This window comes from Hyphomicrobium sp. LHD-15 (genome assembly GCF_031157355.1).
In the GTDB taxonomy this organism is placed as follows: Bacteria; Pseudomonadota; Alphaproteobacteria; order Rhizobiales; family Hyphomicrobiaceae; genus Hyphomicrobium_C.
The window spans coordinates 563,474-588,014 of record NZ_JAVIFT010000002.1; the positions used below are offsets into that span (position 1 = coordinate 563,474).

Genomic DNA, 24,541 nt, shown 5'->3' on the forward strand with positions numbered 1-24,541 from the left:
TGACTGGCTCAGGAAATCATCTTGATGTGATGCGACGCAGCCATACGCGGCGTGCGCAAGCGCTTCATCGTGCTCGCATTTCACGCGGCACGGGCTGCTTGTTGATAACTTGCGTGGGACTTACGTCGGTATTTTCAGCCGATTTTTCGATGAGATCGACGGTTCGCGCTTAGGCGTTATCTGCTTCACGCCGCGCTCGATAGGGAGCGCGACGATCGGAGCGGCTTCTCCTGCGCTGCCGATTCACGCCGTGCCTGGTAGGTGGCACGGCGATCGGAGCGCCTAGGTCTGAAGCGATCTGTGTGAGACCGATGATTCACGCTTCAGGCTGATAAGGCCTGAAGCGATTATGGTCTCGAAGCCGCGAGGAAGGCGGCTTTGATGGCGCCGGTGAACGCCAGCAGCGACGCGATCACGTTCCAGCCCGCCATAGAAAGCCCCGCGAACGTCCAGGCTGCCTCATCGCAGCGGACGACGCGGGTCGCTTCGAGGCCGCTCAAGAGATCGGCAGCCGAGGTCGGTAGCGTCTGGGCGGTGCCGCAGGTGTCCGGGCCGGGCCAGAATTTCCATTCGACGCCGGCGTGGTAGGCCGCAAGCCCCGCGTTTGCGAGGAACGCCAGTGCCACCACGAAGAAGAGAACGCCTGCAAGGCGCGGCTTCTCGGATACGAGCGCCATGGCAACGAAGAGAAGAGGGATCGCCGCGTAGTAGGCGTAGCGCTGGAGCAGGCAGAGCGGGCAGGGTGCGTAGCCGCCGAGGTGCTCGAAGCCGAGGGCCGTCAGGATTACGCCAGCCGCCAGGAACAGCGTGAGGCCGCCATAGCGATAGGCAGCGGTCCGTTCCGGCAATTCGGGCGTCAACATGGGACTCAACTCCTTGCGCGGGTTGGGCTTCCCGCGCTTCTAGAATACGTACTTGATGGCGACGAAACCCGCTACCAAGAGTACGACGAACACCGTCGTCACCAGTGTCAGGCGCTTCTCGATGAATTCGCGGATCGGTTCGCCGAAGAAATAGAGCAGCCCGGCTACGAGATAGAACCTCATGGCGCGTGCGATGACGCTCGCAGCCATGAACTCGATGAGCGGCATGTGGGTGACGCCGGCGGTGATCGTCAGCACCTTGTAGGGGAACGGCGTCATGCCCTTGATGATCAGGATCCAGACGCCCCATTCGTTGAACCAGCTCGTGAACTCGCCGAAGCTTTCGGACTTGCCGTAGAATTCGAGGATGGGGCGGCCGATCTGCTCGAAGAAGAAGTAGCCGATGGCATATCCGGCCACGCCGCCGATGACCGACCCGATGGTGGCAACGGTGGCGTACCACCATGCCTTCACACGGTTCGCGATCACCATGGGGACCAACATCACGTCGGGCGGGATCGGGAAGAACGAACTTTCGATGAAGGATACCCAGAAGAGAGCCTGGGGAGCGCGCCCGTCGCGCGCCAAGCCCATCATCCAATCGTACAGTCGCCGCATCATGCTGGGTCTTTCCCCCCGGGGTGTGCTTTTGGCTGATTAGTGTGCGCGGGAGAGATTGTCCATGGTGTGTGACGCCTGAGCGGCAATCGGCTCAAAGGCGGCGGACAATTCGAGCACGACCTGATTCAGGATGAAGCGGCCGGACGCCGTTGCGCGGATACGGCCCAGCGGCAGGGGGGGCTTGATCGCGGTCGGGGCCAGGCCGGGGCCGATGCAGGCGCGGATCTCATCGAACGCGTCGTCGAGATCTTCGGCGGGCGCAGGCATCCGCTCGATGAGACCCTGACGCACCAGGTTGTCGATGACGGCGCGGCGCGGCGTCACGCCGCCGATGTCTGCAAGCCTTTCGAGATCGACGCCTTCCGCCAGCCGCAGGCCCATCAGGAGCATTTCGTCGGCGCGGTGTTCGGCTTTGAGGTGTTCCGTATCGGCAATGCCGTGGCCGCTGCTCTCCACCTGATCGAGCCAGCGCTCGGGGTTGCGCTCGGTCGAGGTCGCGAGGTGGGCATTCTCGGTGCCGATGCGTCCGTGGGCGCCGGGGCCAATCCCTGCGTATTCGCCGTAACGCCAATAGACGAGGTTGTGGCGGCTTTCTTCGCCGGGGCGTGCGTGGTTGGAAATCTCGTACTGCGCGAAACCGGCTTTGCTGGTCAGCTCCTGTGTCAGCTCGTAAAGATCGTGGGCAGCTTCCGCTGCGGGAATGATGAGCTTGCCCTTGGCGTAGAGATCGGCGAAGCGCGTCTCCGGCTCGATGGTGAGCTGATAGAGCGAGAGGTGACCGCCGGCCATCGCGAGCGCCTCGGCGAGCTCGGTGCGCCAGTCTGCGAGCGTTTGATCGGGGCGGGCGTAGATGAGGTCGAACGAGAAGCGGTCGAAGGTCTTGCGGGCGATTTCGACGGCGGCTTTCGCTTCCGAAACGGAGTGAATGCGGCCGAGCCGTTTCAAGTCCGCATCGCGCAAGGATTGCACGCCGATCGAGACGCGATTGACGCCAGCGGCGTGGTAACCTGCAAAACGAGCGGCCTCGACGCTGCCGGGGTTGGCTTCGAGCGTGATCTCGGCGCTGGGATCGACCGGCCACAGCGCGGCGATGTGATCGAGGATGGCGCCCACGGTTTCGGGCTTCATCAGGGACGGCGTGCCGCCTCCGAAAAAGATCGAGGAGACGGTGCGCGAATTTGCAGACGTGGCGATCAGCGCCGCGACGTGGTCCAGCTCGCGCTTGTAGGCGGCGAGATAGCGCGGCTCATCCCAGCCGCCGAAACGCACATGGCTGTTGAAGTCGCAGTAGGGGCACTTCTGGGCGCAGAATGGCCAATGGATATAGACGCCGAAGCCCGGGTCGCTGTTGGTCTCGGTGATGGTGGTCTGGCGCGTCATCGGCTGGCCGCAAGGAGCGCGCGGGCGAGGGTTCGCCAGCGAGGCTCTGCATCCGGGACATCGGCTGCGGCGGCCGTCTTTTCAAGGGCGGCGAGAAAGGCGGCGAGATCGGCCGTCTTCCAAGCGGATGCGTTGCGGGCAAAGTCGTCGCGAAGACCGGAGATGAAGCGGGCGAGTTCGGCTTGCGTCGATAGATTGCGAGCGGCGGCTTCGAGGGCTTCGAGGTCACGTCCGGATTTCGCGGCGGCGTGAGCGGGCTTCACCTCTTCCAGGCAATCGCGCTTGAAAGCTGCGAAGGCGCGCGTGCGATGTGAGATCGCGTATTTCGACGCCGGCTCCATCTCGCCGAAGGTCAGGGTTTCTCCGTCGGCGACGAACATCGGATCGTAGCCGAAGCCGTTGCCGCCGCGTGGCGGCCAGACCAGCGTGCCGTACACTCGGCCTTCGAACAGGCGATGCTCTCCCGTCGGCCAGGCGAGGCAGAGCACGGAGATGAAGTTCGCGCGCGGCGGTGGACCGTTCCACGCGCCTTTTTCTTCCAGCGCGTCGTGGACACGGCGCATGGCGAGGGCGAAATCCTTGCCGGGGCCCGCCCAGCGGGCGGAATAGATGCCGGGGGCGCCATCGAGGGCTTCGACTTCGAGGCCGGAGTCGTCGGCGAGGGCGGGAAGGCCCGAGGCCTCGGCCGCCGCGAGCGCCTTCAGGCGGGCGTTGCCGTCGAATGTCGGCTCGGTTTCCTCGGGCTCGGCGAGGCCGAGATCGCCGGCAGAAACCGCGTCGAACCCATACGGCGCGATGAGCTGTTTGATTTCCCAGGTCTTGCCGGGGTTGTGGCTGGCGACGACGAGACGGCTTCCGGGTGCGAGCTGCTTCATTGTGCGAATCCCCAAATGCGCGGCTCGGCAAATTCAACGGAGTTGCCGGCAGGATCGCGGAAGTAGATCGAGCGGCCGCCGTTCGGCCATTCGAAATCGGCTTCGATGGCGATGCCGAGACGGCTCAGACGATCGCGCCAGCCCGCGATGGCGATCGCGTCGGCGGCAAAGCAGACGTGTCCATGACCTTCCGCGCCATGCGTCGGTACCGGCAGGGCGCCGCCCATGGGCTTGCGGGTCGCTTCGGGATTGAAGATCAGCAGCATCTGGTGCTCGAGCTTATAGAAGACGTGGCGGCCTTCGATCTTGGCGTAGGGGGTGAGCCCGAGCACGCGCCCGTAAAATTCCTCCGCGGCGTCGAGGTCGCGGGCGTAAAGGACCGTTTCGAGAACTGCTGTCGGGGTCATGGTCGAATGGCAGCAGGCAGCTGGCAACAGGCAGGACATCATCTTGCCGGCTGGCCGTTGCCTGCTGCCTCCCTTAGGCGACTGTCAGCTTCTGCAACTCGACCAACTCGGCGATGCCCTTGCGGGCGAGCACCATCAGCTGGTCGAAGCTTTCCTGGCTGAACGCGACCGTCTCGGCCGTGCCCTGCACCTCGACGATGCCGCCGGCGCCGGTCATGACGAAATTCGAATCTGCGTCAGCCGCGGAGTCCTCGGCGTAATCGAGGTCCAAAACCGGTGAGCCCTTGTAAAGACCGCAGGAGACGGCGGCGACGTGATCGCGCAGGACGCCGTCCTTCACCATGTCGCGCAGCTTCATCCACTGGATGCAATCGTGGAGCGCCACCCAAGCGCCGGTGATGGCAGCGGTGCGCGTGCCGCCGTCGGCCTGGATCACGTCGCAGTCGATCGAGATCTGGCGCTCGCCGAGCTTCGGAAGATCGACGACGGCGCGGAGTGCGCGGCCGATCAGGCGCTGAATTTCCTGGGTGCGGCCAGACTGGTTACCGACGGAGGCTTCGCGGCGCGTGCGCTCGCTCGTGGCACGCGGCAGCATGCCGTATTCGGCGGTCACCCAACCGCGGCCCTGGCCTTTGAGCCACGGCGGAATGCGCTCTTCCAGGCTCGCCGTGCAGAGCACGTGCGTGTTGCCGAACTTGATGAAGCAGGAGCCTTCGGCGTGCATGGAGACCGCGCGTTCGAGAGAGACGCGGCGAAGCTCGCCTGGCTGGCGTTTGGACGGGCGCATATGGGCTCGATTCGTTGTGTGGGACGTCGTGGTGCCGGGCGGGGCTGATGGACATTCTCGCCCCCCTATCCGGTCGTTGGCGCGACCCTACGGGAGCGCTCTTTCGGGATCAACCTCAATTCCGTGCCGTTTTGGCGGCGGTTGCGGAGCAGGCGCAACTCCGTTCCGCTCGCTTTCCGGCCGTCTCTCAAGGTTATCCGTGGGTGGCCGGGGTCTTGCATTGACGAGCAGGCCCGCCATTTTTTAGGGTCGTTGGTGGCGCCTTCGTCGCAGACCTGAGAACTCGATGTCCGAACCCCAGTCCGAAATCAAAAGGCTCAGCGAGCGTTCGCGCACCATTCTGCGCGAGATCGTGGACAGTTATCTGGCGACCGGCGAGCCCGTCGGCTCGCGCAATCTGGCGCGCGTGCTGCCGATGGCTTTGTCGCCTGCCTCGATCCGCAATGTCATGAGCGATCTCGAGCACGCAGGGCTGATCTATGCGCCGCACACGTCGGCCGGACGTCTGCCGACGCAGTCGGGCCTCAGGATGTTCGTCGATGGACTCCTCGAGGTCGGGGATCTCAGCGAGGACGAGCGGCGCAAGATCGAAGCGCAACTCGCGGTGAAGCGCACGAAGTCGCTCGATCAGGTTCTGACGGAAGCCGGAGAGATGATCTCGGGGCTTTCCCACTGCGCCGGCGTGGTGCTGACCGAAAAGCAGGTCGCGCGGCTGAAGCACATCGATTTCGTTCCGATCGAGCCGACGAAGGCACTGGTGGTGCTCGTCGACGAGGACCGGAACATCGAGAACCGGCTGATCGAGATTCCGGCCGGGCTTCCGCCTTCGGCGCTCACGGAAGCGGCGAACTATCTCAATGCGCACATCCGCGGGCTCACCATCGCGGAGGCGCGGGCAGCCGTGGAGGCGGAGCTCGGAAAAGCGCGGGCGGAGCTCGACAAGCTCACCCAGAAGGTGATCACGGCGGGGCTCGCGGAATGGTCCGGCACGCTCGACGATCGCAAGAGCCTGATCGTGCGCGGGCAGGCCAACCTGCTCAAGGATCTGACCGCGATCGAGGATCTGGAACGGATCCGGCAATTGTTCGACGATCTCGAGACCAAGCGGGATCTTTCTCAGATTCTCGGGCTCGCGGAGCATGCGGATGGCGTGCGCATTTTTATCGGCTCTGAGAACAAGCTGTTTTCGCTCTCCGGCTCGTCGCTGATCGTGGCGCCCTTCCGCGACGAAGAGAGAAAGGTTGTCGGCGTGCTCGGCGTGATCGGGCCGACGCGCCTCAACTATGCAAGAATCATCCCTATGGTCGACTACACGGCCCGGCTGGTCAGCCGCGTGTTGACTTGATTTTTCTCTCCTGGCGGCTGATATCGGGCGCACGTTTGCGCTGTCGCCCTCGGCTGGATCCACCCAGGGCCGCACGGCGTTCAATGCCTTTCGCATATTCCTTTCGCACCGAGGCGGAGATTTCATGACTGACGAGACGTCGAAACCCAATGCAGCCGGCGGGGCAAACCCAGCTGACGCTTCGTCCGATCCCGCGGTAAACGCGGCCGATGAGGTGCTGCGGCTCGGGGCCGAAGTCGATACCCTCAAGGGGCAGATCGCGGATCTGACCGACCGCTTGCTGCGGGCGCATGCGGAGATGGACAACATCCGCAAGCGTGGCGAGCGCGAACGCGAGGAAACAGCGAAGTACGCGATCACGAAGTTCGCGCGCGACGTGGTGAATGTGGCCGACAATTTCGAGCGCGCCATTCAGGCCGTTCCGGCAGGGGCCGCCGAGCAGGACGCGGCGCTTCAAAGCCTGGTCGAGGGCGTGAGCATGACGGAACGCGAGTTCCTAAACGTGCTCGATCGCAACGGCGTCAAGCGCATCAATCCGAAGGGCGAGGTGTTCAACCCGCATCAGCATCAAGCCATGATGGAGATGCAAAACGCCGAGGTGCCGTCGGGTACGATCCTCGAAGTGTTTCAGCCGGGCTACGTGATCGAGGATCGCGTGTTGCGTCCGGCGATGGTGGTGGTTGCCAAGGGCGGGGCGAAGCCGGGCAGCAAGCCGGCCAAGACCGAGGATGCTGCCGAGGCCGCCACGGAAGCGCCGAAGGAGACGTCCGGGTCTTCGGATGCACCCCGGTCCGGAGAGGACGACGCCGCCTAAAGCTTGCTTAAGCATAGGGAGGCGGGACCGATCGGTAACATCGCGTTGGTCGTGGTTTCGTGAAGCCGAGCGGATGGCAGGCTTATCGGATGCGGCGCTTGGTAGCGGGATAGTACCGCGTCGATCGTTTGATGGCGGCTGTTGATGCACACGATGCGAGATGTGCCGCAAACCTTAGCGTTTGGACTTCCTTTTGCATCGGCATGGAGCACGTTTTTACCGCAAAGGACTTGCGCTGTGCCCTCGGAGGAGTGTTAAAGCAATGGCCCCAAAATTGATGGCGCGACGGTGAGCCCGGCCCGTTGTGCGCCGAAATGGCCTCCCTATATAAGTCCGCATCATCAATTGTTCTCCTTGGGGACCGTATCCCTGCCTCCCTCCGGAGGCTGAAGGAAATAACCGGGCGCCGGCCTTTCTTGGGTCCGGACGGTCTGCCGCAACGAAGAGGAATTTTGGAGACATGGCAAAAGTCATCGGTATCGACCTCGGCACAACCAATTCGTGTGTCGCCGTTATGGAAGGGGGCAAGCCCCGGGTGCTCGAGAATGCCGAAGGTGTGAACACGACGCCGTCTATTGTCGCCTTCGCGGACGACGGCGAGCGTCTCGTCGGTCTTCCCGCCAAGCGCCAGGCCGTCACCAATCCGACCAACACCCTATTCGCGATCAAGCGCCTCATCGGACGGCGCTACGACGATCCGATGGTCGAGAAGGACAAGAAGCTCGTTCCCTATAACATCGTGAAGGGCCCGGGCGGCGACGCGTGGGTCGAGGCCAACGGCAAGCAGTATTCGCCGCAGCAGGTCTCGGCTTTCATTCTTCAGAAGATGAAGGAGACCGCCGAAGCCAAGCTCGGCGAGCCCGTCACGCAGGCCGTGATCACGGTTCCCGCCTACTTCAACGACGCCCAGCGTCAGGCGACGAAGGATGCCGGCAAGATCGCCGGGCTCGAGGTGCTCCGCATCATCAATGAGCCGACGGCTGCTGCGCTCGCGTATGGCCTCGACAAGAAGAAAGAAGCCAAGACCATCGCCGTGTACGACCTCGGCGGCGGTACGTTCGACATCTCGATTCTCGAGATCGGCGACGGCGTGTTCGAGGTGAAGAGCACGAACGGCGACACCTTCCTCGGCGGCGAAGACTTCGACATGAAGCTCGTCACCTATCTCGCCGACGAGTTCAAGAAGGAGCAGGGCATCGATCTTCGGAACGACAAGCTCGCGCTGCAGCGCCTCAAGGAGGCAGCTGAAAAGGCCAAGATTGAGCTGTCGTCCTCGGCGCAGACCGAAATCAACCTGCCGTTCATCACGGCCGACCAGTCGGGTCCCAAGCATCTGACGATGAAGCTCACGCGCGCTAAGCTCGAGAGCCTTGTCGACGATCTGATCCAGAAGACGCGCGGTCCGTGCGAGCAGGCCATCAAGGATGCCGGCCTCAAGGCAGCCGAGATCGACGAAGTCGTTCTCGTCGGCGGCATGACGCGCATGCCGAAGGTGCAGCAGGTCGTCAAGGAGCTGTTCGGCAAGGAGCCTCATAAGGGTGTGAACCCGGACGAGGTGGTGGCCGTTGGCGCGGCGATCCAGGGCGGCGTCCTCAAGGGCGAAGTCAAGGACGTGCTGTTGCTCGACGTGACGCCGCTTTCGCTCGGCATCGAGACGCTCGGCGGCGTGTTTACGCGCCTGATCGATCGCAACACGACGATCCCGACCAAGAAGGGCCAGGTGTTCTCTACGGCTGAGGATGGTCAGAATGCGGTGACGATCCGCGTCAGCCAGGGCGAGCGCGAGATGGCGGCCGACAACAAGCTGCTCGGCCAGTTCGATCTCGTCGGCATTCCGCCGGCGCCGCGCGGCGTACCGCAGGTCGAGGTCACCTTCGATATCGACGCCAACGGCATCGTGCACGTGTCGGCGAAGGACAAGGCGACCAACAAGGAGCAGTCGATCCGCATCCAGGCGTCCGGCGGTCTCTCCGACGACGAGATCCAGCGCATGGTGAAGGACGCGGAAGCTCACGCGGCCGAGGACAAGAAGAAGCGCGATCAGGTCGAGGCCAAGAACCAGGCCGAAGCCCTGATTCACACGACCGAGAAGGAGCTTGTCGACAACGGGTCCAACCCGGCGGTGGCGGCGGTCAAGGCCGATGTCGAAAAGGCGATCGAGGCGGCGAAGGAGGCAATTGCTTCCGACGACGTCGAGCGGATCAAGTCCGCGACGACGGCACTGGCTCAGGTCGCGATGAAGATCGGCGAAGCCATCTACAGCGCCAAGGGCGGAGACGCCGGCGCGGGCGAAGCCTCTTCCGACAAGGACAGCGCCGACGACAACGTCGTCGATGCCGACTTCGAAGAGGTCAAGGACGACAAGAAGAAGGCGGGCTAAATCCTCCGCCTTTCACGCTCTCCCTCTCCCCGGCGTGCGCCCGCATGTTCGGGGAGAGTGGTATTCAGGGCGTGGCAGGATTTCCTCATCAGCGCTTCAGGGCGGCAGCCGGGTTGTTCGGCAATAGTTCTTGCTTCCCGCCTCGACCCGCCGGATAGAATGCCTCCCCATGGCCAAACGCGACTACTACGACATTCTTGGTGTCCAACGCAGTGCAAGCGAGCAGGATCTCAAATCCGCTTTCCGCAAGCTCGCCAAGGAATGCCACCCCGATCGCAATCCCGGCGACAAAGACGCCGAGCAGCGTTTCAAGGATCTCAACGAGGCCTATGAAGCGCTGAAGGACCCGCAGAAGCGCGCCGCGTATGACAAGTTTGGCCATGCCGCCTTCGATCAGGGCATGGGCCGTGGCCATGGCGGCGGGTTCGGACCCGATTTCGCGTCGTCGATGTCGGATATCTTCGACGATCTGTTCGGCGAGTTCATGGGTGGGCGGCGCGGAGGTGGCGGCGGAGGCGGCCAGCGCGGGCGCTCCTCTCGCGAGCGCGGCGCGGACCTGCGCTACAACATGGAAATCAGCCTCGAAGAGGCTTACGCCGGCAAGGCCGCCGAAATCCGCGTTCCGACCAGCGTTGCCTGCGAGACGTGCGACGGCTCGGGCGCGAAGGCCGGCACCAAACCAGTCCAATGCCCGACCTGCGGCGGTATGGGCAAGGTGCGTGCGAGCCAGGGCTTCTTCACCATCGAGAGAACCTGCCCGACGTGTGTCGGCCGCGGTGAGGTGATCGACGATCCATGTCCGGCGTGCTCGGGCGCGGGCCGCGTCATGCGGGAGCGGACGCTGCAGGTCAACATCCCGGCCGGCGTCGAGGACGGCACCAAGGTGCGGCTCGTCGGCGACGGCGAAGCAGGACTTCGCGGCGGTCCGCCCGGCGATCTCTACATTTTCCTTTCGCTGAAGCCGCATTCGTTCTTTCAGCGCGATGGCGCGGACCTCTTCTGCAAGGTGCCGATCGCCATGACGACCGCGGCTCTCGGCGGGCAAATCGAGGTGCCGACACTCGACGGAACGGCGAGCCGGGTGAAGATCCCCGAAGGCACCGAGAGCGGAAAGCAGTTCCGGCTCAAAGGCAAAGGCATGCCGGTGCTGCGCTCGAAGGTGATCGGCGACATGTACATCCAGGTGGATGTCGAGACGCCGAAGAACCTCACGCGGCGCCAGCGCGAGCTGCTCGAGGAATTCGAGAGCGAAAGCCACAAGGGGACCAGCCCCGAAAGCGCCGGCTTTTTCGCGCGCGTCAAAGACTTTTTCGAAGGCAAGGGTGGCGCCTGACGGCGGCGCTAAGCCTCGCTCGCACGGAGGGTAAATGAGCCTGTCATCAACCAAGCTCTTGTTCTTTGCCGGCAGCGCACGGGAGGCTTCGTTCAACAAGCGCCTCGCGCGGCTTGGCGCTGAAATCGCAGAGGCAAACGGGCTTGCCGCAACGTTTGCCGACCTCGGCGACTATCCGATGCCGCTCTATGATGCCGATCTCCAGGCGATCGACGGCATCCCGGAAAATGCGCTGAAGTTCGAGGCGCTGATGCGGGTGCATACCGGCATTTTCATCGCCTGCCCCGAATACAACGCCTCGATCACACCGCTGCTCAAGAATACGCTGGATTGGGTGAGCCGCGTGCGCGTCGAAGGGGAAGAGCCGCTTGCTGTCTTCAAGACGCGGGTGTTCGCACTGGGCTCGGCTTCGCCGGGCGGTATGGGCGGATTGCGCGGCGTGAATACGGTTCGCGTGGTGCTCGAACTCGGCGTCGGCGCGCTCGTGCTGCCGGATCAGTTCGCGGTTCCGAAAGCGGGCGAGGCCTTCGAAGACAACGGGCATCTCAAGAACAAAGAGAGCCAGGAAAAATTCAAGCAGCTGGTTCAGAAGCTGGCTCGCGCGGCCCACGTGCTACATGGTTGATCGATGACAGATGCCTCGGCAAAAGACCACTTGATCGTTGCCCTCGACATGCCGACGGCCGAGGAGGCGCGCCGGCTCGTCAGCACTCTTGGCGACACGGTCTCCTTTTACAAGGTTGGTCTCGAGCTGCTGTTTGCCGGAGGGCTGGATCTTGCCCGCGACTTGAGACGCCAGGGCAAGCGCGTGTTTCTCGACATGAAGCTGCTCGACATCGGCAATACGGTAGAACGCGCCGTCGCCAACGCGACGGAGCTGGATATCACCTTCCTCACCGTGCATGGCCACGATTCCAAGACGCTCAAGGCGGCGGTCTCCGGGCGCGGGGATAGCCGGGTGAAGCTGCTGGCCGTAACGGTTCTCACGAACTTGTCGGCGGACGATCTCGCCGAGCAGGGGTCTAGCTTCGCACCTGCCGACCTCGTGCTCAAGCGCGCGCAACTCGCGTATGCCGCTGGTTTCGACGGGGTTATCGCATCAGGGCAGGAAGCCGCGCGCATTCGCGCCGCGACGGGTCCGAATTTTCTGATCGTGACCCCCGGTATCCGCCTGCCCGGCAGCACCACCGACGATCAGGAGCGTGTCATGACGCCGGATCACGCGATTTCGGCCGGTGCGAACCACGTTGTCGTCGGGCGGCCGATTACGCAGGCCGACGATCCGAAGGCCGCGGCCGAGATGTTCCTCCACCACATTCGTGAGGCTCTCGCGCGGTCGTTGCCCGCGTCGGGCCTTCACTGACGAATTCCACAGAGCAAGATCGAACAGGAAAACAAGCCATGCCGAAGGGTTATGTCATTGCGCACGCGGTCGTGACCGATGCCGAAAAGTGGGGGCAGTACGTCGCCAAATCCAAGGTCGCGCTCGACAAGTTCGAAGGCAAGCCGATCGTGCGCGGCGGCAAGTGCGAGATCATCGAGGGCAACGGAACGCAGCGCAACGTCGTGCTCGAGTTTCCGAGCTACGAGCATGCTCTCGGCTACGCCAAGAGCCCGGAGTACGCCGAGGCCAAGGCGCTTCGGCAGGGCGCCGGCACCATCGACATCACTGTCGTCGAAGGCGTCTGAAATTTTCGGAACCGCGCGAGAACGCTTCGGGCTCGATAGGCCCGGAGCTTTTCATCGCCCAAATTCTGCCCGTACGTGGCCAGAATCATCGTTCAAACTTCCTTAACTCGCCCGATTTTAGGGTGGACGTAGGGAGTATGACGATGGTTCGCTTGCTCTACAGGTTGGAAGATCATTTCGATGCCCTCGCCGATCGGCGCAGTGGGCATTTCTCTGGCTGGGTGAGCCGTTGTCTTTCGAACGCGTTCGCCGTGGCGGGCGATGTTGGCCAGGTCAATGTCGACATGCGCCGCTCCCAGCAGGCGTATCGGCGCGGGGCGCCTACGGCTTTCAATCCGTGATCTGATCTCTTGCAACGACGGCAGGCTGATTTGTCGGCTTTCGTTGCTGGTTTGACCTCCGCCTTTTTCCTTGTACGCTGTTTTTGTCCGCTGTATTCTTACTACAGAAGACGGGATTTCGTGGTTGGGTTGTGTAATGCGTAAGTTTCTGTATGCGCTCGAAGATCACTTCGACGCTCTTGCCGACGACAGGCAGGGTTATGTGTCCGGCTCGCTGAGCCGCTGGATCGGCAAAATTTTCGCTGTCGCCGGCGACGTTTTGCAGGTGGGTCTCCGCTCCGGGAAATCTTGATAGGCCAATACTTCATCTTCCGCCCCGGTGGGGTTGGCCGAGTGCCGATGTCTTCCTCTCAGTTTCGTTTCCCTCCTCACGATCGTCTCGGCTATTGTCTCGGCGCTGCTTGCCTGAGAGCTGGCGTTTCCGTGCTTCGATACCGAGACTAACTCCGACATGGCTCATTTTCCGACCGGCACTGGCCGCCGCCCATGGCGCGCGTCCGTTCTCACGTTGTTTCCGGAGATGTTTCCCGGGCCGCTCGGCTTTTCGCTCGTCGGGCAGGCGCTCGAGGCGGGGATCTGGTCGCTAACGCTACAGCAGATCCGAGAGAGCGGGATCGGCCGTCACCGCGCGGTCGACGATACGCCGGCAGGTGGGGGCGCCGGCATGGTGATGCGGGCCGACGTGCTTGCCGATGCGATCGACCGTGCTCGCGTTCCAAATCCGGATCTGCCGTTGATCTATCTGTCGCCGCGTGGAGCTCCTTTTTCGCAAGCGCGCGCACACGCACTTTCCGAGGGCCCGGGCGTGATGCTGCTGGCGGGGCGCTTCGAAGGTATCGACGAGCGTCTGATCGAAGCGCGCGGCATTACGGAGATCTCGATCGGGGACTATGTGCTGTCCGGCGGTGAACTGGCGGCGATGACGCTGCTCGATGCCTGCGTGCGGTTGATTCCAGGTGTGCTTGGCGCCGAGGAGAGTCTCAGCCAGGAGAGCTTCGAGGGTGGGCTGCTCGAATATCCGCAGTATACAAAGCCCCGCGAATGGGAAGGCCGTCCGACGCCGGATGTTCTGCTCTCGGGCGATCATCAGAAAATCGCGGCGTGGCGGCGCGCGGAAGCGGAGCGCATTACGCGCGAGCGACGGCCGGATTTGTTGCGGTCCAAGCCGACACGCTAGCCTTTTATTCGTCTCCTTCGAAATGTTGCACACTTGAAAGGTGCCGGGCCGCTCAGCTGCTGCGCCTGTCGTCTGTCGACGGTCTTTTGCGTCTTTTGTCCAGAGGCCGAAAGACGCTCTCCGTCTCAACAAGCGCTTAACACCTGAGCCGTAATGATCGGCTCATTCGAGGGGTTTCGCTTCAAGGTGGGGAATGACGCGGCACGTTTCTTTGCAGCTAAGGCTCGCATTCAATCAAATCGACGACAGAACGAGCGCGGTCATTCGTCAGCACAAAGATTTTATCATGGGTGAGCTGCCCGCGATTCTCGATACGTTCTATGATCATGTCGCGAATTACTCCGAGACGCGCGCGTTCTTCGGCTCGCGGGAGCACATGAAAGCCGCGCAGGCGGCTCAGCTCCGCCACTGGTCCACCATCATGGACGGTCGTTTCGATGCAACCTACGAAACGTCAATCCGCAGAATCGGCGAGACGCATCACCGGATCGGGCTTGATCCCTGCTGGTACATTGGCGGCTACAACGCCCTGATCAGTGGATTGCTGAAGGTTATCTCCGATAAATTTTCTGTTCCCCAGAAGGGCCTCTTCAATCGCGGGGCGGGCGCAACCGACGACGCCAAGACCGAGCTTCTGATCGCGATCAACCGGGTGGCGCTTCTCGATATGGATTACGCAATCAGCGTCTATATCGACGCGGGCCGGCGCGATCTCGGGAAACTCGCGTCCACCGTCGTGGATATGGCGACGACCGTCGTCGATACGACGCACCTGCTCGAAGGCGCGGCCGATCAGCTGTCGTCGACGGCCCAGAGCGCGACCGATCGCACAGCCGCGGTAGCCGCGGCGGCGGAGCAGGCCTCGGCCAACGTGCGCGCGGTGGCTGCTGCCGCCAATCAGCTTTCGGCTTCGGTGCAGGAAATCGGCCAGCAGGTTCAGACGTCGAGCCATGTTGCTGGGAAGGCCGTGACGGCGGTCCAAGAGACCTCGAACAAGGTTCGGGATCTCTCTGTGGCGGCAACACAGATCGGCACCGTCGTGGAGCTGATCAGCAACATCGCGCGGCAAACGAACCTGCTCGCTCTCAATGCCACGATCGAAGCTGCGCGCGCGGGCGAAGCCGGCAAAGGGTTTGCCGTCGTCGCGCAGGAAGTGAAGATGTTGGCCGCGCAGACCGGCAAGGCCACAGCCGAGATCGGCGGGCAGATCAGCGCCATCCAATCGGCGACGTCGGAGGCGGTCTCGTCCATCGAGGCGATCACGGAATTGATCTCCAACATGAGCGGGGTCACCACGACCATTGCATCAGCCGTCGAGCAACAAGGTGTGGCGACCACCGGGATCGCGCGCAATGTCGAGGATGCCGCCCAGGGCGCGGACGAGGTGGCGTCCAACACCACCGGGCTTACGGACGCCGCGTCCTCGACGAAATCGGCGGCTGAGCAGGTGGCTGGCTCCGCCAAGGATATCGCGGCGAAGGCTCACGAGCTTCGCGAGTTGGCAACGGGGTTCGTCGACAAGGCGAAAGCGGCCTAGCCGCCCGCTGCGTAGAACGGCGTTCCGCCCCTCGTTTTACCGCGAGAAATTGGCGCAGCGCGGTCACACGACCGCCGCTAAGGGCCATATGCGGCCCGCCCATCTGTTCCCGAGCTTGCGCACTCCTGCCAGAACCCTTTATCGAGGTGATGCAACCCGTTCATAGATCGTCTCTATGAGTGGGCCGGTGCCCCCTCACACCCAGGAGATGATGGCGACGATGGCAGCAGACGCAACGGCGGTAAACCTCGGTCATGCGGTGGCGCTGCTCACCGCGAGCGTCGTGGCGGTGCCATTATTCCGGAAACTCGGGCTCGGCTCGGTGCTCGGCTATCTGACGGCAGGCCTCGTGGTCGGGCCGTTCGGGTTCGCGCTTTTCAGCGATCCCGTCGCCATTCTTCACGTGGCGGAGCTGGGTGTCGTGATGTTCCTGTTCATCATCGGCCTCGAAATGAGACCGGCGAAGCTGTGGGCGTTGCGCAAGGACATATTCGGTCTGGGGCTCGTGCAGGTGCTGACCTGCGGCGCGCTGCTTTCGGGTGTCGGCGTCATGGGCGGCCTTACTGTGCCGGTCGCGGTGATCGGAGCCATGGGCTTCGTTCTGTCCTCGACGGCCGTCATCATGAAAATGCTCGACGAGCGGGGAGAGACGGCGACGCCTGCCGGGCAAAGGGCAGTTTCGATCCTGCTGCTCGAAGATCTCGCCATCGTACCGTTGCTTGCGCTCGTCGCGATTTTTGCGGCGATCGGCGGCACGAACGTGGATACCGCTTCGCAATCGGTTTGGATGTCCATTCTCATCGGGGGCGCATCGCTGCTGGCGGTCGTTGCGGCAGGGCGCTGGCTGCTCAATCCGCTGTTCGGGCTGGTCGCGACGCTCGGCGGACGCGAGATCATGCTGGCCGCTTCGCTGATGGTCGTGCTGGGGGCTGCGCTGTTCATGCAGTGGGGCGGGCTCTCGCAGGCGATGGGTGCGTTCCTCGCTGGCGTGCTGCTCTCGGAGTCGACGTTCCGCAATCAGCTCGAGGTCGATATCGATCCCTTCAAGGGGCTGCTGCTCGGCCTCTTCTTTCTCAGTGTAGGCATGTCGCTCGATCTCGCGCTGGTACTTCGCGAATGGGCGGTCATTCTCGGCGGCGTCGTGGCTTTCATGATCACGAAGGCGATCGGCATTTTCCTGATCGGGATGCTGTTTGGGTGCAATTGGCGCGAGGCGTTGCTCCGCGCAACGCTGTTCGCGCAGGGTGGCGAGTTCGCGTTTGTCCTCTACTCGGCGGCTTTGACAGCCGGGGTATTTGACCCGCGCTCGGCCGCCATCTTCAGCGCGATCGTTATTCTGTCGATGGCGTTGACGCCGCTGATGCTGCTGGTGTTCGACAAGTACATGCCGAAAGAGAAGGAGTCGTTCGACGGCGTGGAGCTTGCCAACGGCCTCAAGAACCGCGTGCTCGTCATCGGGTTCGGCCGCTTCGGACAGCTCGCCAGCCAGCCGTTGCTGTTGCGGGACGTGGACGTGTCGCTGATCGAGATCGACGTTGACATGATCCGGGCCGCCGGAAACTTCGGCTTCAAGGTCTACTACGGCGACGGTACGCGGCTCGACGTGCTTCGCGCTTCGGGCGCGGACAGCGCCGAAGCCATTCTCGTCTGCATCAACAATCCGGAAGCCACCGACAAGATCGTGGAACTCGTGAAAGCGGAGTTCCCGGTCGCGAAGCTTTATGTGCGCTCCTTCGATCGCGGCCATACGCTGCGGCTGATCGAGGCGCGGGTCGATTACCAGATCCGCGAGACGTTCGAATCCGCGCTCTCCTTCGGCAAGCAGGTTCTGATCGGTCTCGGCTTCGATCCGGCAGTGGCTGAAGATACGGCGCGCGACGTGCGCAAGCGCGACGAGGAACGCCTTGCGATGCAGGTCGTGGGCGGGTTCACAGCAGGGCGTCAGCTTTTACGCGGCAACATGACGACGCCGGAACCCACGCCGCTCGCTGCACCGAAGAACAAGGGCAAGGCGCTGAGTCCGTCGACGGCCGAGGTGATGGACGAGGCGGCCAAGGCGGATCAAGCCAAGCCTTAGGGCCGTAATTCTTGCGGGCTAAGATTGCGCGATCAGGTGCGATAGGCCGCGAGAAAAACGCCGACGGCAGAGGTGACCGTATTCCGGATCTCCTCTTCTGATGGGGGCTCCGCCGCCACGGCATAGAGGCGCGGACGGAATAGCGTCGCTTGGGCCAGCTCCATGAACTGGGCGGCGGCGAGAAAGGTGTTTTCGATTTTGAGGGTGCCGCGGGCGACGTGATGGTCGAGAAATTCGGTCATCGCGCCGACGAGCCGTTTGGCTCCGGCTTCGAAGAATTCCCGGCCGATTTCGGGCATGCGCTCCGCAACGCCGATGACGATGCGCTGGGCTGCGATCACCTGCGGCTGCGAGATCCGGCGTACCATGTCGGTTCCGAAGGCCGTCAACATCTCCTCGAGGGGCTTTGCAGTGTCGAGCAACGCGATCAGCTCGCCGATGTTGCGGTCGCGACGCTCGGCGCAGATCGCCGTGAAGAGATGCTCCTTGTCCTGGAAGTAGACGTAGAGGGTGGCCTTCGAGACCTGGGCTTCGCGGGCGACGTCGCTCATGCTGGCGGCATCGAATCCGAGGTTCGTGAACACTCGGCCGGCGCCCTCCATGATCTGGCGGCGCTTCTGCGGATCGGTTCCGGCCGGAGGTCGTCCGCCCCTGCGGGCTTCTGACGCCTCGCTCGGCGGCTCCTCTTTCTCCAATGAAATCAGTTCCTTCATCGCAGTCCTACGAAAGTTTAAGCGGAAAACGAACCGAACGGTTCAGTTTGATATTGATATCGGCTTCCTTCGGGTCTATGTCAATGGCGAATTGAACCAAACGGTTCAGATTGCTCCGCGATGCCTAGGATGACCGCTATGTCGATGTCCGCTCCGCTCCGTTTCAAATCTGTGTCCGATCCAAATTCCGTCGAAAACCGCCTTCCGCTGCGGTCGAAGCCGGGCACCTATCCGCCGCTGCCGGAGTTCGAAGATGCCCGACCGGCGATGGATCGGGAAGCGCGGGTGCCGTCCGGAGATCCGGGTTCGCCGGCTCAGACGGAGCCGCCGGGTTCGGAGACTGCCAACAAGAGCGGTGAGAAGTCCGAGCCGCGCTCCCGGAAGAAGCTGATGCTCGGCGGCGTCGGTGCCATCGCGCTGCTCGCCGCGTCGTGGTTCGCTTACGATTATATCACGGTCGGGCGGTTTCTGGTTTCGACCGATGACGCTTACGTCGGCGCCGACATGGCGCTGATCGCGCCGAAGATCGCCGCCAACGTCGCCGAAGTGCCGATCGTCGAGAACCAGGCGGTTAAGGAAGGCGACGTGCTGATCCGCCTCGATGACGGGGACTACAAGCTCGCGGTCGACCAGGCGACGGCCAAGCTCGCGACGCAGCGCGCCGCGATCCAGACATTCGATGCCCAGATCCGCGCGGCCCAGGCGGCGGAAACGCAGTCGCGTGCGCAGCTCGATGCGGCGCAAGCTTCCGTGCTCAAGGCAGAAGCCGACTATCTCCGTACCAAGCCGCTCGCCGATCGCGACTTCACTTCGAAAGCAACGCTCGACGCGGCCATTGCCGCGCGCGATACGGCGCGGGCGCAGGTCAAGTCCGGCGAGGCGGCGATCGAGAGCGCTGTCGCCAACGTTGCGCTGCTCGGTTCGCAGAAGCAGCAGGCCGAGCAGGTCGCGAAGGAGCTCGAGGTTGCGCTGGCCAAGGCCCAACGCGATCTCTCCTTTGCGGTTATTCGCGCGCCCTTCAACGGCGTCGTCGGCAACAGAAGCGTGCAGGTCGGTGACTACGTGACGCCGGGGAAGCGGCTGCTCGCGGTGGTTCCGCTCGATCACGTGTTCGTCGATGCCAACGTGAAGGAAACGCAGCTCGCCGATATCAAGGTCGGCGATGTGGCGGAGGTTCGGGTCGACGCGCTCGGCGGAGAGGCGTTCAAGGGCGTTGTCGAGAGCGTTGCGCCGGCCTCCGGCTCGCAGTTCTCGCTGCTGCCTCCCGAAAATGCCACCGGCAACTTCACCAAGATCGTACAGCGCGTTCCGGTCCGCATCGTCGTCAATGCACCTGAAGCCGACGGCAAGCTACGTCCGGGGCTCTCGGTCGTGGTCAGCATCGATACGCGTACGGCATCGAAGAGCGGCACGCAGCAGGCCGCGGCTCGCACCGAGTAAGCCGGAGCCGTAAGCCATGGCCCAGAGCACGACATTCGACGGCGCCGCACCCGAGGCGCCCGCATCCGGTGACGGAAAGCTTGCGTGGATCGGCGTTACGCCGCGCGAGCTTGCGGGCTTTCTCGCCATGGTGTTCGGCATGTTTATGGCGATCCTGGACATCCAGATCGTCTCGGCGTCGCTATCGGAAATCCAGGCTGGTCTGTCTGCGAGTGCGGACGAGATCCCTTGGGTGCAGACCTCTTATCTCATCGCCGAAGTGGTGATGATTCCCCTTTCTGGCTTGCTTGCGCGTGCGCTTTCGACGCGTGTTCTGTTCACCGCATCCGCCATCGGCTTTACGATTGCGAGCGCGCTTTGCGCGACGGCGACGACAATCGACCAAATGATCGTCTATCGGGCGCTGCAGGGCTTCATCGGCGGCGGCATGATCCCGAGCGTGTTCGCGGTGGCGTTCACGCTGTTTCCGCCGTCCAAGCGCGGGATCGTTTCGCCGATGATCGGCCTCGTTGCGACGCTCGCGCCCACCATCGGCCCGACGGTCGGCGGCTATCTCAGTAACGCGTTCTCCTGGCACTGGCTGTTTCTCGTCAATGTCGGCCCGGGCATTCTCGTCGCGCTCGCGGTGTTCTTTCTTGTCGATTTCGACAAGCCGGATCATTCGCTGTTCCGCCGGTTCGACGTGCTCGGTTTCGCGGCGATGGCGCTGTTTCTCGGCTCGATGGAGTACGTGCTCGAGGAAGGGCCGCGTTACGACTGGTTCGACGATTCGACCATCACCACGTTCGCGATCCTTTGCGTCGCGGGCGGCATCCTGTTCTTCTGGCGCGCATTTACCGCGGTTCAGCCGATCGTCGAGTTCCGGGCGTTCCGAAACGCGAATTTCGCGTTCGGATGCGCCTTTAGCTTCATCATGGGTATAGGCCTCTATGGCCTCACCTATCTCTATCCGGTGTATCTCGCGCAGATCCGAGGCTATGACGCGCTGATGATCGGCGAGACGATGTTCGTCACGGGTGTCGCGATGTTTCTGACCGCGCCGCTCGTCGGCCGTCTTTCGCAGATTCTCGATCCGCGCTTCATGATGTTCACGGGATTCATGGGATTTGCGCTCGGCACCTATGTTGCGTCGGGCATCACCGTCGATTGGGATTTCCATGAGCTGTTGGTTCCGCAGATCCTGCGCGGCTGCTCGCTGATGCTGTGCATGGTGCCGATCAACAATCTGTCGCTCGGAACGCTGCCGCCCGATCAGCTCAAGAACGCATCCGGCCTTTACAACCTGACGCGCAACCTCGGCGGCGCGGTCGGTCTCGCGGTGATCAACACCGTGCTCAACAACCGGCTCGACCTGCATCTCGCGCGCCTGCACGAGAGCGTGTCCTGGGGGCGTGCGAAGGCGGAAGAGATGCTCGCCGGGCTTACGCAGCAGATGGCGGAGAAGATTCCCGATGGCGATCTCGCGGCGTTGAAGCAACTTGCCTTGGTCGTTCGGCGGCAGGCGAGCGTGCTCGCGTTCTCGGACGTTTTCATCGTATTGACGGCACTGTTTGCGGGCATGGCGTTGATGGCCGTGTTCATGAGCAAGCCGGTTGAAGGCGTGCAAGCCTCCGGGCATTGATCTCCAGGCTTAATTATCCTTCCCGTGCGATCTGTCATTTGACGCGCGATCCCGTTGGCCTAACATGGTTCCGTTACGGATCGAGGGATGCATCGCACGGCAGGTGCGGAGAAGCGCTGCCTCTCGCGAGGCGCGTGTCTGTTCCCTGGGGAACAGACACTTGATAACGGCTGAGTTTGTCTCGCAGGCTGGAGATCTATCCATGCAGACGCTCGCTATGCAGGATGCACCGCGTGTCCTCGAAGGCTTTGGGCCGGATCCGGGGCGCGCTGTCGAAGTGCTATCCGTCGCGACGGCAAACCCGCCGATCAAGCTGCGGCAGGAAGATGCGCTTGCGGCGGCCAGATCCATTTTTCCGCAGTTCGCACGTCTCGAAGCGCTGTTCGCCAATACCGGCATCGACTACCGCTACAATTGCCAGCCCGTCGAATGGTATCAGACGCCGCACAGCTGGGAGGAGCGGACCGAGGTTTTTCAGAAGCACGCGCTGGATCTGATCGAGAAGATCGCCGTTGATGCAACGGAGCGTGCGGGTCTTCAGCTTTCCGACATCGATGCGCTCGTCACCAACACGATCACCGGGCTCGCTATTCCGAGCCTCGACGCGCTGCTGATGAACCGGGTCGCCTTCGCGCCGAACGTGGAGCGGATGCCGATCTTCGGGCTTGGATGCGGCGGCGGCGTTGCTGGGCTCGCGCGGGCGGCGCGCATGGCGCAGGGGCGCCCCGGCTCCAACGTTCTCTTCATCACCGTCGATCTGTGCAGCCTGTGTGCCCGGCCCAACGATCCCAGCATGGCGATGTTCGTTTCGGCGGCGCTGTTCGGCGATGGTGCGGCGGGTGTCGTGCTGAGAACGGCCGAGCCCGGCGGGTCTTCTGCCCGGAAAGACCTCGCAAAGGCGCGTATCCTCGCGTTCGGCGAACATCTTTGGCCGAAGACGCGCCACATCATGGGATGGGACATCAAGAGCGACGGCTTCGGTGTGGTGCTCAGCCCCGAGCTGCCCGCACTGATGCGCGACAACCTGCGTCCGGCGCTGCAGGGCTTTCTCGAGCGCAACGGGATGGCGCTCAGTGACTTCTCCGGGTTTCTCGTTCACCCGGGCGGACGCAAGGTGCTGGAGACCGCCGAAGAGGTGCTCGGCATCGAGAGACGGCAGATCGTCCATTCGTGGGACGTGCTACGCGACTTCGGCAACATGTCGTCGGCGACCGCGCTGTTCGTTCTCGAGCGAGCGGTGCAGGCGGGTGCAAAGGGCCGCCACCTGCTGGCGGCGTTCGGCCCGGGGTTCTCAGCTTATTTCGCCGCGCTCGATCTCTAGATTTCAAGAGTGTTTAGCCGTGTCGCGCCGGCGAGCCTGGTCACGATGTTGGGCGCATACCTCGCGAGCGTGATCGCCGCGCGCCGGAGCAGTGGTCTTGCAATCACGCGGTCGAGCGCGCGGACCAGACGGAATTGTCCGCGATGCCGCGCGACGAGCCGGTGCTGAAATGCGCGCGCGTCTTCGTTATTCAGCATGGCCTGGGCGGCCGCGATACCGGAGGCGAGCGCGAGCGACGTGCCGTCTCCGGCGAACGATGGGATCACCGCAAGCTGGTCTCCGATCGGATAGATGGCGGGGGAAATGGTTGCGGTGCGCAAGAAGCCGTATGGCAGGCCGGAGATCGCGAGCGGTTTCGTCCAAAGCGGATCGGCATCGCGGGCGAGCTCTCCGAACAGGGGTGACGCGCGAGCGATGTGGGCGCTTTGCTCGCGCCAGCTGGTCCCGACCGCATTCAAAACCTTGCTTTCGATGTTCCAGGCGATGGAGAGGGTGCCGTTTTCAACGAGGCAGGCACCCGCATATCCGCCGGGGAAGGCGATCAGCCGAACCAATCCTTGGAGCGATGCGCGGGCTGTGTTGGTGGGGGCGAGGTGCAGCTTGAATCCGACCATTGGGCCGGACGGCCGCGCGATTCCGCGGATGTTGTGCTTGCCGCTGGCCAGCGCCGCAGCCTTCGCTCGATACGTGGAGTGCGTGGTGCGCACGACGACCTCGCCGCCGAGATCTTCGAGGGCTTCGACGGTTGCGCCTCTGACGACGACGATGCCGCGTTGGGCGGCGGCTTCGAGAAGGGTTTCATCCAGGCGAAACCGCGAAAGGCCGATGGCTTCGAACGGAAGCGGCGCCTTCACTTCGGCGGCGCGATCGGACAGGCCAAGAGTTCGGATCGGATTGCCGCCAAGCGGGGCCAAATCGATATCCAGATGCTGCAGGAGTGCTCGCGCCTCGCCGCTCAGGAAATCGCCGCAGACTTTGTGATGGGGGCCGGGCGTGCGCTCGATGATCATGACCTTGGCGCCGGTGCCGGCGAGCTTCAGTGCGAAAGCCGTGCCTGCCAGTCCTCCCCCGACGGCAATGGCATCCATGGCGGTCAGGCTCCCCGTTCCGAAACCTGGCGGCGGGTCGCCAACGCTTCGTCCTCGAGCTTGATCTTGTAGACGAGCACGCTCAGCCACACCGCGCCCATGATGGCGCCAAGCGCCCAGGCGCCGAACACCGCCGGGAGCAGGAAAGTCTCGGTGATGGTCACGGCGTAGTTGGGATGACGGAGGAATTTGTAGGGTCCCCGTTGGACGATGGGCGCATTCGGGAGCGTGATGATGCGGTGGGTCCAGAACCGCCCGAGCGTGGCGATGACCCAGTAACGCACGCCTTGAAGCGCGAGGTAGGCGAGGCCCAGGATGAGGGACGCTTCGGCCGTGGGCGGAATGAGAAAGAAAAGGCTCGCGATCCAGGCGAGGTGCGTGGTGGCGACAACGGGATAGAAGTTGGAGCCGGCTTCGGCCCCGCCGGCTGCGAGAAGGGCGCGGGTGTTCCGGGCCGAGAGCAGCTCCTCGGCGCCCCGTTGCAGCAGCACCAGCACGGCGGCCAGCTGAGGCAGGCCGATGGCCTCGGACAACATAGGACTACCCCGTCTCCCGGCGAATCCGCGTGCAGTCTAGCCGAGGGCGGCGAGGCGCGATGGAGGGGGCGCGGCAAAGTGTTAATTTCCTTGCCGACCCGTGGCGGGTAAACGACATGTCGAAAGCATGGGCCGGTCTCAACAGCACTCGGCCTTTCTGCTCGCGCTACCTCTCGACAGGGGCTCGCTTTTCGGC

At 63.3% G+C, this 24,541-nt stretch carries 24 protein-coding genes; 15 read left to right on the top strand and 9 right to left on the bottom strand.

Annotated elements, in window-relative coordinates:
• Nucleotides 1–347: 347 nt before the first annotated feature.
• The 6 genes from RCO24_RS09300 to rph all read right to left on the bottom strand — a co-directional run bounded on the left by RCO24_RS09300 (nt 348) and on the right by rph (nt 4,933).
• Nucleotides 348–863 (bottom strand): disulfide bond formation protein B, encoded by a 516-nt coding sequence (locus RCO24_RS09300; RefSeq protein WP_308961572.1) that lies wholly within the window; start codon nt 861–863, stop codon nt 348–350.
• 39 nt (nt 864–902) lie between these two features.
• Nucleotides 903–1,484, bottom strand: a complete 582-nt coding sequence (locus tag RCO24_RS09305) for a YqaA family protein (RefSeq protein ID WP_308961573.1) — start codon at nt 1,482–1,484, stop codon at nt 903–905.
• 36 nt (nt 1,485–1,520) lie between these two features.
• Complete coding sequence (gene hemW / locus RCO24_RS09310; RefSeq protein ID WP_308961574.1) at nt 1,521–2,864, bottom strand: radical SAM family heme chaperone HemW; 1,344 nt, start codon at nt 2,862–2,864, stop codon at nt 1,521–1,523.
• On the bottom strand, nt 2,861–3,739 hold the full coding sequence (rdgB, locus tag RCO24_RS09315; RefSeq protein ID WP_308961575.1) for an RdgB/HAM1 family non-canonical purine NTP pyrophosphatase: 879 nt from the start codon (nt 3,737–3,739) through the stop codon (nt 2,861–2,863). The genes hemW and rdgB overlap by 4 nt, the downstream gene beginning before the upstream one ends.
• Complete coding sequence (locus tag RCO24_RS09320) at nt 3,736–4,146, bottom strand: VOC family protein (RefSeq protein WP_308961576.1); 411 nt, start codon at nt 4,144–4,146, stop codon at nt 3,736–3,738. Before RCO24_RS09320 ends, rdgB begins: the two co-directional genes overlap by 4 nt.
• A gap of 73 nt (nt 4,147–4,219) precedes the next feature.
• The gene (rph, locus tag RCO24_RS09325) at nt 4,220–4,933 is read right to left on the bottom strand and encodes a ribonuclease PH (protein WP_308961577.1); all 714 of its coding nucleotides are present in this window, start codon (nt 4,931–4,933) and stop codon (nt 4,220–4,222) included.
• A 286-nt stretch (nt 4,934–5,219) separates the two neighbouring features.
• On the opposite strand from rph, the gene hrcA reads away from it, so the two are divergent.
• The 12 genes from hrcA to RCO24_RS09385 all read left to right on the top strand — a co-directional run bounded on the left by hrcA (nt 5,220) and on the right by RCO24_RS09385 (nt 17,626).
• Nucleotides 5,220–6,278: a heat-inducible transcriptional repressor HrcA gene (gene hrcA, locus RCO24_RS09330; protein ID WP_308961578.1), complete on the top strand. Its 1,059-nt coding sequence runs from the start codon at nt 5,220–5,222 to the stop codon at nt 6,276–6,278.
• Nucleotides 6,279–6,402: 124 nt separating this feature from the next.
• Nucleotides 6,403–7,092 (top strand): nucleotide exchange factor GrpE, encoded by a 690-nt coding sequence (gene grpE, locus RCO24_RS09335; protein WP_308961579.1) that lies wholly within the window; start codon nt 6,403–6,405, stop codon nt 7,090–7,092.
• A 460-nt stretch (nt 7,093–7,552) separates the two neighbouring features.
• Entirely contained in the window at nt 7,553–9,472 is a 1,920-nt protein-coding gene (gene dnaK, locus RCO24_RS09340; RefSeq protein WP_308961580.1) for a molecular chaperone DnaK, read from the top strand.
• A gap of 169 nt (nt 9,473–9,641) precedes the next feature.
• Entirely contained in the window at nt 9,642–10,805 is a 1,164-nt protein-coding gene (gene dnaJ / locus RCO24_RS09345) for a molecular chaperone DnaJ (protein WP_308961581.1), read from the top strand.
• A gap of 34 nt (nt 10,806–10,839) precedes the next feature.
• On the top strand, nt 10,840–11,430 hold the full coding sequence (locus RCO24_RS09350) for an NAD(P)H-dependent oxidoreductase (RefSeq protein WP_308961582.1): 591 nt from the start codon (nt 10,840–10,842) through the stop codon (nt 11,428–11,430).
• A 3-nt stretch (nt 11,431–11,433) separates the two neighbouring features.
• On the top strand, nt 11,434–12,168 hold the full coding sequence (gene pyrF / locus RCO24_RS09355) for an orotidine-5'-phosphate decarboxylase (RefSeq protein WP_308961583.1): 735 nt from the start codon (nt 11,434–11,436) through the stop codon (nt 12,166–12,168).
• A gap of 38 nt (nt 12,169–12,206) precedes the next feature.
• Nucleotides 12,207–12,494, top strand: a complete 288-nt coding sequence (locus RCO24_RS09360; protein WP_308961584.1) for a DUF1330 domain-containing protein — start codon at nt 12,207–12,209, stop codon at nt 12,492–12,494.
• A 143-nt stretch (nt 12,495–12,637) separates the two neighbouring features.
• Nucleotides 12,638–12,835 (top strand): hypothetical protein, encoded by a 198-nt coding sequence (locus RCO24_RS09365; protein WP_308961585.1) that lies wholly within the window; start codon nt 12,638–12,640, stop codon nt 12,833–12,835.
• Nucleotides 12,836–12,971: 136 nt separating this feature from the next.
• Nucleotides 12,972–13,127, top strand: a complete 156-nt coding sequence (locus tag RCO24_RS09370; RefSeq protein WP_308961586.1) for a hypothetical protein — start codon at nt 12,972–12,974, stop codon at nt 13,125–13,127.
• Nucleotides 13,128–13,286: 159 nt separating this feature from the next.
• On the top strand, nt 13,287–14,012 hold the full coding sequence (trmD, locus tag RCO24_RS09375) for a tRNA (guanosine(37)-N1)-methyltransferase TrmD (protein WP_308961587.1): 726 nt from the start codon (nt 13,287–13,289) through the stop codon (nt 14,010–14,012).
• A gap of 193 nt (nt 14,013–14,205) precedes the next feature.
• Complete coding sequence (locus tag RCO24_RS09380; protein WP_308961588.1) at nt 14,206–15,549, top strand: globin-coupled sensor protein; 1,344 nt, start codon at nt 14,206–14,208, stop codon at nt 15,547–15,549.
• Between the two features lie 220 nt (nt 15,550–15,769).
• A complete protein-coding gene (locus RCO24_RS09385) occupies nt 15,770–17,626 on the top strand; it encodes a monovalent cation:proton antiporter-2 (CPA2) family protein (RefSeq protein ID WP_308961589.1) in 1,857 nt (618 codons plus the stop codon).
• A 32-nt stretch (nt 17,627–17,658) separates the two neighbouring features.
• Here RCO24_RS09385 and RCO24_RS09390 read toward each other — a convergent pair whose 3' ends face one another.
• A complete protein-coding gene (locus RCO24_RS09390; RefSeq protein ID WP_308961590.1) occupies nt 17,659–18,339 on the bottom strand; it encodes a TetR/AcrR family transcriptional regulator in 681 nt (226 codons plus the stop codon).
• A gap of 138 nt (nt 18,340–18,477) precedes the next feature.
• Here RCO24_RS09390 and RCO24_RS09395 point away from each other — a divergent pair, with 138 nt between their 5' ends.
• From RCO24_RS09395 to RCO24_RS09405, 3 genes are all read left to right on the top strand, one after another.
• Nucleotides 18,478–19,779 carry an HlyD family secretion protein gene (locus RCO24_RS09395; protein WP_308961591.1) on the top strand — a complete coding sequence of 434 codons (1,302 nt, stop codon included), beginning with the start codon at nt 18,478–18,480 and terminating at the stop codon, nt 19,777–19,779.
• 16 nt (nt 19,780–19,795) lie between these two features.
• A complete protein-coding gene (locus tag RCO24_RS09400) occupies nt 19,796–21,400 on the top strand; it encodes a DHA2 family efflux MFS transporter permease subunit (protein WP_308961592.1) in 1,605 nt (534 codons plus the stop codon).
• A gap of 202 nt (nt 21,401–21,602) precedes the next feature.
• Entirely contained in the window at nt 21,603–22,721 is a 1,119-nt protein-coding gene (locus tag RCO24_RS09405) for a 3-oxoacyl-[acyl-carrier-protein] synthase III C-terminal domain-containing protein (protein ID WP_308961593.1), read from the top strand.
• Here RCO24_RS09405 and RCO24_RS09410 read toward each other — a convergent pair.
• Together RCO24_RS09410 and RCO24_RS09415 are read right to left on the bottom strand one after the other, a co-directional pair.
• Nucleotides 22,718–23,809, bottom strand: a complete 1,092-nt coding sequence (locus tag RCO24_RS09410) for a hypothetical protein (protein WP_308961594.1) — start codon at nt 23,807–23,809, stop codon at nt 22,718–22,720. The two genes, RCO24_RS09405 and RCO24_RS09410, sit on opposite strands and share 4 nt — an antisense overlap.
• 5 nt (nt 23,810–23,814) lie before the next feature.
• Nucleotides 23,815–24,345, bottom strand: a complete 531-nt coding sequence (locus RCO24_RS09415) for an isoprenylcysteine carboxylmethyltransferase family protein (RefSeq protein ID WP_308961595.1) — start codon at nt 24,343–24,345, stop codon at nt 23,815–23,817.
• Between the last annotated feature and the right edge of the window lie 196 nt (nt 24,346–24,541).